Source organism: Variovorax sp. 10N432 (assembly GCF_056394465.1).
In genome coordinates, this window is sequence record NZ_JBFTHX010000084.1 from 1 (window position 1) to 8,806 (window position 8,806).

The 8,806-nt window shown below is 62.8% G+C and carries 8 protein-coding genes and 1 pseudogene; 4 read left to right on the plus strand and 5 right to left on the minus strand.

The features are described 5' to 3' along the window. The first annotated feature begins 496 nt into the window (after positions 1-496). Both AC1DF3_RS36185 and AC1DF3_RS36190 read left to right on the plus strand, forming a co-directional pair. Positions 497-988 carry a GNAT family N-acetyltransferase gene (locus AC1DF3_RS36185; RefSeq protein WP_478142695.1) on the plus strand — a complete coding sequence of 164 codons (492 nt, stop codon included), beginning with the start codon at positions 497-499 and terminating at the stop codon, positions 986-988. Between the two features lie 53 nt (positions 989-1,041). Continuing rightward, on the plus strand, positions 1,042-1,479 hold the full coding sequence (locus tag AC1DF3_RS36190; protein WP_286530653.1) for a ribonuclease HI family protein: 438 nt from the start codon (positions 1,042-1,044) through the stop codon (positions 1,477-1,479). Positions 1,480-1,592: 113 nt separating this feature from the next. Here AC1DF3_RS36190 and AC1DF3_RS36195 read toward each other — a convergent pair whose 3' ends face one another. The 4 genes and pseudogenes from AC1DF3_RS36195 to ureC form a co-directional block, all read right to left on the minus strand. Further along, complete coding sequence (locus AC1DF3_RS36195; protein WP_286530652.1) at positions 1,593-2,201, minus strand: glutathione S-transferase family protein; 609 nt, start codon at positions 2,199-2,201, stop codon at positions 1,593-1,595. Next, complete coding sequence (locus AC1DF3_RS36200; protein WP_478142696.1) at positions 2,198-2,683, minus strand: SRPBCC family protein; 486 nt, start codon at positions 2,681-2,683, stop codon at positions 2,198-2,200. The genes AC1DF3_RS36195 and AC1DF3_RS36200 overlap by 4 nt, the downstream gene beginning before the upstream one ends. Next, the gene (locus AC1DF3_RS36205) at positions 2,655-3,017 is read right to left on the minus strand and encodes an ArsR/SmtB family transcription factor (protein ID WP_478142697.1); all 363 of its coding nucleotides are present in this window, start codon (positions 3,015-3,017) and stop codon (positions 2,655-2,657) included. The genes AC1DF3_RS36200 and AC1DF3_RS36205 overlap by 29 nt, the downstream gene beginning before the upstream one ends. A gap of 425 nt (positions 3,018-3,442) precedes the next feature. Continuing rightward, positions 3,443-3,685 (minus strand): annotated as a pseudogene (gene ureC / locus AC1DF3_RS36210) (urease subunit alpha); the annotation flags it as partial. A gap of 333 nt (positions 3,686-4,018) precedes the next feature. Between ureC and AC1DF3_RS36215 the strand changes: the two are divergent. Both AC1DF3_RS36215 and AC1DF3_RS36220 read left to right on the plus strand, forming a co-directional pair. Continuing rightward, on the plus strand, positions 4,019-6,406 hold the full coding sequence (locus tag AC1DF3_RS36215) for a penicillin-binding protein 1A (protein WP_478142698.1): 2,388 nt from the start codon (positions 4,019-4,021) through the stop codon (positions 6,404-6,406). 157 nt (positions 6,407-6,563) lie between these two features. Further along, positions 6,564-7,805, plus strand: coding sequence for a D-alanyl-D-alanine carboxypeptidase family protein (locus AC1DF3_RS36220; RefSeq protein WP_478142699.1), 1,242 nt, complete (start codon positions 6,564-6,566; stop codon positions 7,803-7,805). Positions 7,806-7,827: 22 nt separating this feature from the next. On the opposite strand, the gene hppD is transcribed toward AC1DF3_RS36220, so the two are convergent. Next, on the minus strand, positions 7,828-8,806 hold a 979-nt coding region (gene hppD / locus AC1DF3_RS36225; RefSeq protein WP_478142700.1), incomplete at its 5' end, for a 4-hydroxyphenylpyruvate dioxygenase.

The window sequence follows — 8,806 nt, forward strand, 5'->3', positions numbered from 1 at the left end:
CGTTGATCAGATGGGAACCTCGTCAGCGAAAACCATCAGGGCCGGCAGGCATATCAGCTTGCACATCAGGCCGGATATAAGACTGCAGCCCTGCCTCCTAAAGCGTCACACACACGAGTTCTTGCGATCCGGGAGGCGCCCATATAAGCGTTTCCCTAGCAGGCGAGGGCAAAAAAACCTAACGGTGGCAGGTACTTGGCGGAGGTGCCGGGGCAAACTTTATTCTCGTTCTAGAACACCCGACCGTCTGCTAGCCTCGACGAGCCCCTCAAAAGGCGCAGACCCTTGAAAGGACCTCGCATGCGCTCACGAATCTCCGCGGCCTGCTGGCGGGCATTCTCCTGGCTGCCAGCATGTGCTTCAACGTGCTCCTGGGCATCTTGCTGCTGCGCTGGTTGCGCCGACGTGCGGAGCGCCATCGGGCTGGCAGTGCCAAACCGGGTCAAGATGAGGTTGGCTAGGACCTTCGCTGCGGTCGCTCAATGAACTCTCATCCATGAACATCCAGGAAGCGCGCTCCTCCGATGCGCTGATAGTCGCGTCTGTCCTGCAAGAGGCAGCTGAATGGCTCGCCGGCGACGGTCGAGCTCTTTGGTCTGCCGCTGAAATTGCTCACGAACGCGTCCTTCGAGACGTGAGCAACGGGCTCTTCCACATTGCCCGGCAAGGCGAGCACGTGGCTGGAGTCATGAAGTTCGAATCGGAGGACCCCTATTTTTGGCCCGAGGTCCTGCCTGGCACCTCGGCCTTCGTTCACAAGCTCGCCGTTCGCCGAGCGTGGGCGAAGACGGGAGTCTCGACCGAACTGCTGTCCTATGCCCGGACTCGAGCCCAAGAGCTTGGGCGAGCTCACCTTCGCCTGGACTGCGTCGCGGACCGGCAAGGGTTACGAAATCTCTATGAAGGCTTCGGGTTCCGCCTGCACAGCGTCGTCCAGATAGGAGCCACCTCGTTTGCGAGGTATCAACTTTCGACGGCAGCACCGTAGGGACGCGGCGAAGGCGCCGACCGGCTACAGTCGGCCAACACCGGAAATTCCCCATGAACCCCTGGTTTGCCTACTGCGACGGCAGCGCCGTGCCCAACCCCGGTCGGATCGGCCTTGGAGCGGTGTTTACCGAACCTGACGGTACGCGACACACGCTTTCGCAAGCGGCGCATGAGAACGGCTGCAACAACGAGGCGGAGCTGAGAGCCCTGCTGGCGACGCTTCAGGAACTGAAATTGCGTGGGGCGGGCACGCTGCTCATACACTGCGACAACAGTGTCGTTGTCGAACAGGTCGGCAGCAGCACTGCGAAGCCGATTCCTCGGCTTGCTTCCTTGTTTGATGAAGCGCGCGCACTGCTCAAGTCGTTCGACCAGGCAACCCTGAAGTGGATACCGCGCCATCGCAACAGAGAAGCCGATGCTCTGGCTCGCGCTGCGCTGGGGCTTGCTGGCAATCGCATTGTCAAGCCGTCCAAGAAGCGGCGTTAGTGCCAGGCAAGGGCATCGACGTCTAGACCTACTCACAGGCCAAGCTCGATGCAGTGGCACGCAGGTTGAACGAGCGCCCCGGGAAGACTCTCGACTTCCAGCCAGGTCGGAGGTCAGTGAGGAAAGGGCTCGCGCCAGGCTGGCAGCTCGTTCAGCCGTGCGCGCCACCGCTGAATAGCCGGAAACTCATCAAGTGGAAGATGAATACGCTCGGCGTATGGCAACGCCACGGCGGTTGCAAAGTCTGCCACGGTCAGCGCGGCCCCTACCAAGTAGCTGTTCTGGACCAGATGGGCATCAAGCACCGCGGCCGCGGCTCGGAAATGGCAGGTGGCGAGTTCGACCGCAGCCGCGTCCGGAGCCCCCAGCCCAATGGCCGGTTTGATAAGGTTCTCGAAGTAGAGAGTTCCGGCGTGGCGCGTAAAGTGTTGAGCGTCCCAACTGAACCATCGAATCACGTCGATCTGCCGTTCATCATGCGGCCAGAAGTCCGCGCCCGCCTCGTCCGACAGACGGCACATTATCGCGTTGGCCTCCCAGAGCGTCGCTTTTCCGACCTGCAACACGGGGACGCGCCCATTCGGATTGAGTCTCAAGAAATCCGCCTTCTTGTGCTCACCTGCCTGGAGGTCCACTCGAACGAACTCAACTGGGGAGTCAAGGTATCGCGCAGCAGCGCACGCCTTTCTCGGGTTCATGGTCTCGCTGTAGTAAAGCCTCATGGCGCCACCCCCTCGGCAAGGTAGTCGACGAGCCGGTCGAAGCTTTGCGACCAACCCTGCGAATGCCCGTCGCGTGATGCGGAGCTCTCGAAGAGCGCTTGATGGAAATTCATCAGCGTCGCGCCATCGCGGTCTGTCAGCGTCACAGTGATGAGGGTCTCCGGCCCCGTGGGGTTACCTGCTGCGTCGGTCCAGCAATGTGTCATGACCAGACGCTCGGGTGCTCTGATTTCGCGATAGACGCCCTTGACCCAGTGGTCCACGCCGTCCGGCGCACGCAGACAAGCACGGTAGGTGCCGCCAACGCGGAGGTCCATCTCGTGGTGCGGCGTCGTGAATCCCTGCGGCCCGGACCACCGCGCCAAGTGCGCGGGCTCGGTCCAGGCCTTGAACACGAGGCTACGCGGCGCTTTGAATGTGCGCGTCATCGACAGTTCACTTTCGGAACTCGTGTCAGCGGCGCTTCGCTGTGTGAGGTGCATTCAGCTTCTCCTGTTGCTGAAGTTCGTCCAAATATTCGTCGAGACGCTCAAAGCTCTTGTCCCAAAGCTCTCTGTAGCCCTCCAGCCAATCGGCCATCTGCTTGAGCGGCTCTGGCGCGAGTCGGCATGGACGCGACTGCGCAACTCGGCCACGCGTGATCAGCCCCGCCTCCTCCAGAACCTTGAGATGCCTCGACACCGCGGGCTGGCTCAACTTGAAAGGCCTGACGAGTTCCGTCACATTGGCTTCGCCCAGAGCAAGGCGCGAAAGGATTGCCCTTCGGGTGGGGTCCGCCAGTGCTGCGAACGCTGCGGTAAGTGCTTGTTCTTGCATAACAGGATGGTTATATAACTGATAGATTATTCTCGACGAGCCCCCGTGTCAATGGTTTTTCTCACGAAACCCTCGGCCACAACCGGCGCCCTCGGAAGGTGAGGCATTGCGCCTCCACCGCCGAAGCTGCAGATGCTGACAACGAGACTTCGGACGCTACCTCGGCAAGAGGTGGAGGACGCGCTGGAAATGTCAGAGCCGTCGACGCCAGTGCACGACGAGCGCGTATCGGCGTATTCGTCGTTGGGAAGGAGCAGGTGCTCGAGCGCGTGCAGCAGCGCCTGGACCGCAGGCACGTGCGCCATCTTCGAAACCGCGGTGTCCTGGCATCCGCTCTTTACGGCCAATTGCGCCTGGTGAGGGCACTCCCGCCCTCGGTCCCTCTTTCGCGACTGCTGCAGCGAATCGTCAACCCGCACATCGAACTAGAACAGGAAGTACCGCTGCGTCATCGGCAGCGACACCGCCGGATCGCACACCAGCAGCTGCCCGTCGGCGCGCACCGCGTAGGTCTGGTGGTCGATCTCCATCTTCGGCGTGTACGCATTGCGCACCATGTGTTGCTTGCCGACGCCGCGGATGTTCTTCGCCGCACTCAAGGTCTTGGTCAGTCCGTAACGCTCGGCGATGCCTGCCGCCAGACCGGCTTGCGAGACGAAGGTCAGCGAGAGTTCATCAGGGATCGATAAAGCAATCTCGATTGTGCAGAACCGGTCCTACCTTGAGGAGCGGGAGCGGTCCGATGTCGAACCCGCAGATGCCGAACTGCTCATCGTTGCCGAAGCGCAACTCACGCAATGCAATCGTCACCGCAATTGAAACTGCAAGTTATTCCCTCACTCTGACGGCGACACACCCGGTTTCAGTTGTACATTCCTGCCCCTGGTACTGCCAACAGACCACTCTCGACCCGACCCGGTTTGGAGCGGTCCTCACGAAAACCGCAGGCGTTTCAGCGGCAATTCGGCGACACTTGGCCGTCGAGCATCTTGCTTGCTGCCATGGCCGACCGATCGCATTTGTCGCGACACGCCGACACGCCGATTTCCAGATCCTGGCGATCTTGGCTCCTGCGCGTCGTGCTCTGGTTCACAGGGCTGGCCATGGCCGCGACACTGGGCTTGTCATTCGTCGTCTTGACCGCACTCGTGGTCGCCTATCCGAACCTGCCGAATGTTGCCGAGCTTCAGGACTATCGACCAAGGCTGCCGTTGCGGGTGTTTTCCTCGGAGGGCATTCTGATCGGCGAATACGGTGAAGAGCGCCGCGAATTCACGCCGATCTCGACAATACCCAAGTTGATGAAAGACGCCGTGCTGGCCGCGGAAGACGCGCGCTTCTACGACCACAATGGGGTCGACTTCAAGAGCATGCTGCGCGCGGGTTACGCAAACCTGAACCGGGCGAAGAGCCAAGGTGGCTCGACCATCACGATGCAGGTGGCACGCAACGCGTACCTGACTTCCGAAAAAACCGTGACCCGCAAGGTCTACGAGGTTCTGCTCACATTCAAGCTGGAGCAACTGCTCACCAAGGATCAGATCCTCGAGATCTATCTGAATCAGGTGTTTCTCGGCAAGCGGGCCTACGGCTTCGCTGCGGCCTCGGAGGCCTATTTCGGCAAGCCGCTCCAGGACATCTCGATCGCGCAGGCGGCCATGCTGGCGGGGCTGCCCAAGGCGCCTGGCGCCAACAACCCGGTCAACAATTCCGTGCGGGCACGAGAACGCCAGCTCTACGTGATCGACCGAATGCAGGAAAACGGTTTCATCACGCCCGAGGAAGCGACTGCGGCCCGGCAAGAGAAGCTTCGGCTGCGCGATCCCCCTGGCCCCGCGCTCCTGCGCGCCGAATATGTAGCCGAAACCGTGCGCCAGTTGATCTACGCGCAGTATGGCGATGCCACCTACACCCGCGGACTGAAGGTCTACACCTCGATCTCTGCGGTCGACCAGTCGGCTGCCTACAAGGCGCTGCGCGACGGAATCGTGGGCTACGAGCGAACCCAGGTCTACCGTGGACCGGAAGCATTCGTGGAACTGCCCGACGATCCGGCCAAGCGCGCAGGCGCGATCGACGACGCGCTGGCAGAGCACCCCGACTACGGCGACCTGATTGCCGCGGTGGTGCTCAAGGCCAGTGCCAAGGAGGTGACGGCCGTGCGTGCCAACGGCGAGACCTTCCACATCGTCGGCGACGGGCTGCGTCCCGTGCAGTCGGGATTGGCGGACAAGGCGCCACGCAGCATCATGATCCGTCGAGGATCGGTGGTTCGCCTCGCGAAGACGCCGAAGGATGCGTGGGGATTGACCCAGCTGCCGGAGGTCGAAGGAGCGTTCGTTGCGATGGATCCGCGCGACGGCGCCATCAAGGCCATGGTGGGCGGCTTCGATTTCAACAAGAACAAATTCAATCATGTCACGCAGGCGTGGCGTCAGCCGGGCTCGAGTTTCAAGCCATTCATCTACTCGGCAGCGCTTGAAAAAGGCTTCACGCCGGCCACCGTGGTCAACGATGGCCCGCTCTACTTCGACGCGGCCACCACAGGCGGCCAGCCATGGGCGCCGAAGAACTATGGAGGGACCTTCTCCGGACCGATGCCGCTTCGAACCGCACTCATGAAGTCCGTCAACATGGTCACGCTGCGCGTCACGCAATCGATCGGCATCCGCTACGCGCAGGACTGGATCACCAATTTCGGCTTCGACCGCGAGAAGCACCCTGCCTACCTGCCCATGGCGCTGGGCGCCGGTGCCGTCACGCCGATGCAGATGGCAACCGCCTATTCGGTGTTTGCCAATGGCGGCTATCGCGTCAATCCTTACCTGATCACCCGGATCACGGATCACAAGGACAAGGTACTGGTCGCGCCGCCGCCGCCGCAGCTCAATGAATCGATGCGCGCCATTCCGCTTCGCAATGCCTTCATCATGGACACGCTGCTGCAGAGCGTCGTCAAGGGCGGTACCGGCGCGAAGGCCTATCAGGCGTTCAAGCGCGACGATCTCTATGGCAAGACGGGAACCACCAACGACTCGATCGACACCTGGTTCGCGGGCTTCCAGCCGACGATGACCGCCATCGCTTGGATGGGGTACGACACGCCGCGCAGCCTGGGAGACAAGGAGACGGGCAGCAGCCTGAGCCTGCCGATCTGGATCAGCTTCATGGAGACCGCGATCCGAGGTGTGCCCGTGACCGAACTGCAGCCGCCCGACGGCGTGGTCCATGTCGGAGGCGAGTGGTACTACGAAGACTTTGCACCGGGCAGTGGGCTCGCCAACCCATGGGGAGTGTCCGCACCCGTGCCCGTCGAGGTGGCCTCGCCAGCGAAGCCTGAGCCGCCGTCGGACGAGCGCAGCCGGATCATGGACCTGTTCCGCAACTAGGTCAGCCGCCTTCGCAGTCGCGTCACACACAGTTACATGCGGGCCGATCCAGGAGGCTCACCCAGGGGATTGAACTTGCAGGGCGGTTTTCGATCTTCCATGCGCGCTCAAAATCGGCGCGTGATCCGCGACAATGTCGGTTCTGTCCCTGAAGCCCATGCAACTCAACACTTTCTCCATTCTTCCGGTCGTCATCGCCATTGCCGCGGGCGTCCTGGTCCCCCATTCCGAGTCCTTCGCGGCCTCCCACGCCGTCAAGCAAGCAACTCCCAAGAAATCCAAGGCCGAGACGCCTGCCCAGGCGCCGGTCGCCGGAGACAGCGCTGTGGCCGGCGGGACGCCGTCGATCCCCGCCAAGGCCTGGCTGCTGATGGACTTCGACTCCGGCGAGGTGCTGGCCTCGGCCAACCCCGACGAACCGCTGCCGCCGGCGTCGCTGACCAAGATGATGACCAGCTTCCTGGTCGAACAGGCGCTTCGCTCGGGCAAGCTCAAGAAGGACGACCTCGTCTCGGTCAGCCAGACCGCCTGGTGCCGTGGCTCGAGCACCGAATCGTGCATGTACCTGCCGCTCAACAGCCAGGCCACCGTGATCGACATCCTGCGCGGCATCATCGTGCAGTCGGGCAACGACGCCTCCAAGGCGATCGCCGAGCACATGGCAGGCTCCGAAGAGGGCTTCGCCAAGCTCATGAATGCCGAAGCCAAGCGCCTCGGCATGACGAACACCAATTTCGTCAACGCGACGGGCCTGCCCGACCCGGCCCACAAGGCGTCGGCGCGCGACCTCGCGATCCTGGCGCGCGCGATCATCCGCGACAGCTCCGACTACTACCCGATCTACGCCGAGCGCGAGTTCAAGTACAACGGCATCAAGCAGGGCAACCGCAATGCCCTGCTCTACACCGACCCGACGGTGGACGGACTGAAGACCGGCCACACCCAGGAAGCCGGCTACTGCCTGGTCACTTCGTCCAAGCGCAACGGGATGCGGCTGATCACGGTGATCCTCAACACCAACAGCGCACAGGCGCGCGCCGACGAAACGCGCACGCTGCTCGGGTGGGGCTACAGCAACTTCGAGAAGGCCACGCCCATTCAGCCCAACGCGGTCGTGGCGACGCCCAAGGTCAGCTTCGGCAAGGCCGACACGGTGGCCGCGGGCCTGGGGGCGCCATGGACGGTCACGGTGCCGCGAGGCCAGCAGGTGAGCACCTCCGTGCAGGTCAAGCCGGACCTGGAGGCCCCGGTGGCCAAGGGCGCGGTGATCGGCAAGGTGGTTGCGCAGTCGAACGGCAAGCCGGTCGGCGAAACACCGCTGATCGCGCAGGCCGACGTGGAGCGCGCAGGCTTCATGCTGCGCTCGTGGCAGCGGGTGGCCAAGCTGTTCGGCAAGTAAGGCGCGGGCGGCGCTGCTGTCGTCAGCCCGTCTGCAGCACGCCGCGGCGCAGCTGGTCGCGTTCGATCGACTGGAACAGCGCCTTGAAGTTGCCTTCGCCGAAGCCCTCGCTGTAGTCGCCCTTGCGCTGGATGAATTCGAAGAACACCGGACCGCCGAAGGCCGTCTCCGAGAAGATCTGCAGCAGCAGGCGCGGCGTTCCGCCTTCGGTGGTGCCGTCCAGCAGGATGCCGCGCGCCTGCAGTTCGCCGACCGGCTCGCCGTGTCCCGGCAGCCGCGTCTCGAGCATCTCGTAGTAGACGTCGTTGGGCGCGGTCATCAGCGGGACGCCGGCAAGACCGAGCTGGTCGATGGTGTCGATCAGGTTGTCGCTGAGAAGCGCGATGTGCTGGATGCCCTCGCCATTGAACTTCATCAGGTATTCCTCGATCTGGCCCGAGCCCTTGGCCGACTCTTCGTTCAGCGGGATGCGGATCTTGCCGTCGGGCGCGGTGAGCGCCTTCGAGGTCAGGCCCGTGTATTCGCCCTGGATGTCGAAATAGCGGATCTCGCGAAAGTTGAAGAGCTTCTCGTAGAAGTTGGCCCAGAACGCCATGCGGCCGCGGTAGACGTTGTGGGTCAGGTGGTCGATCACCTTCAGGCCATGGCCTGCAGGATGCCGCGCTACACCTTCGACGAATTCGAAGTCGATGTCGTAGATCGACTTGCCGTCTTCGAAGCGGTCGATCAGATACAACGGCGCACCGCCGATGCCCTTGATGGCGGGCAGGCGAAGTTCCATCGGGCCGGTCGCGATCTCTATCGGCTGTGCGCCGAGTTCGAGCGCGCGTGCATAGGCCTTGTGCGAGTCCTTGACGCGAAACGCCATCCCGCAGGCCGAAGGCCCGTGCTCGGCCGCGAAGTAGGCCGCCGGGCTGTTGGGTTCGCGGTTGACGATGAAGTTGATGTCGCCCTGGCGATAGAGCACCACGTCCTTCGAGCGGTGCCTGGCCACCAGCGTG

Bases quoted from the DNA above. Each gene is read 5' to 3' on its own strand.
- AC1DF3_RS36190 (WP_286530653.1), top strand. From the start codon at position 1,042: ATGAACCCCTGGTTTGCCTACTGCGACGGCAGCGCCGTGCCCAACCCC.
- AC1DF3_RS36205 (WP_478142697.1), bottom strand. From the start codon at position 3,017: ATGCAAGAACAAGCACTTACCGCAGCGTTCGCAGCACTGGCGGACCCC.
- AC1DF3_RS36200 (WP_478142696.1), bottom strand. From the start codon at position 2,683: ATGCACCTCACACAGCGAAGCGCCGCTGACACGAGTTCCGAAAGTGAA.
- AC1DF3_RS36185 (WP_478142695.1), top strand. From the start codon at position 497: ATGAACATCCAGGAAGCGCGCTCCTCCGATGCGCTGATAGTCGCGTCT.
- AC1DF3_RS36220 (WP_478142699.1), top strand. From the start codon at position 6,564: ATGCAACTCAACACTTTCTCCATTCTTCCGGTCGTCATCGCCATTGCC.
- AC1DF3_RS36215 (WP_478142698.1), top strand. From the start codon at position 4,019: ATGGCCGACCGATCGCATTTGTCGCGACACGCCGACACGCCGATTTCC.
- AC1DF3_RS36195 (WP_286530652.1), bottom strand. From the start codon at position 2,201: ATGAGGCTTTACTACAGCGAGACCATGAACCCGAGAAAGGCGTGCGCT.